Here is a 601-nt window from a genome sequence, read left to right on the forward strand (position 1 = left end):
TTTGTAGCGCGTCATGAAAAGAGTAAAGAAGAAAAAGGCAGAGCTGTAAGGACACAAGAAAACAGTAGAATTACGTTTCTAGCAAATGGTGAGATTAGCGCTACATCAACAGATGCTGTAACGGGTAGTCAGCTTTTTGAAACGAATGATAAGGTTGTTACTTATTTAGGGGGTAATGCAGCTTTTAATAATGGTGCGTTTACAGGGCCGACCTATAGTTTATCGGAGATTGATAAAGATGGTAAGATAACAGCCAAGCCTTTTACCAATGTTGGTTCAGCTTTTGAAGGACTTGATGATAATATCAAGAATGTGAATGCACGAATTAAGGAAGTTTCTGCAGGTGTTGCGCAAGATTCTTTATCGTGGAGCAAGGGTGATAACGCCTTTGTAGCTCTTCATGGGGAAGGTAAGGACAGAAACAATAGCAAATTGAAGTTTCTTTTAGATGGAGAAATTTCTAAAGGTTCAACAGAAGCGATCACTGGCAACCAACTTTATTCAATGAATCAGACATTTGCTGAGTATTTTGGTGGAGGAGCAGGTTATAATGAAAAGGGAGAATGGGTTGCACCTACCTTCAAGCTTAAAACTGTCAATT

The 601-nt window shown here is 39.1% G+C and carries 1 pseudogene; it reads left to right on the plus strand.

From position 1 onward, the window contains the following. Window positions 1–601, plus strand: a pseudogene (locus ACFIM6_RS10140) (hypothetical protein); the annotation flags it as partial.

Source organism: Bartonella sp. AA9NXGY (assembly GCF_042196845.1).
Classification (GTDB): Bacteria; Pseudomonadota; Alphaproteobacteria; order Rhizobiales; family Rhizobiaceae; genus Bartonella.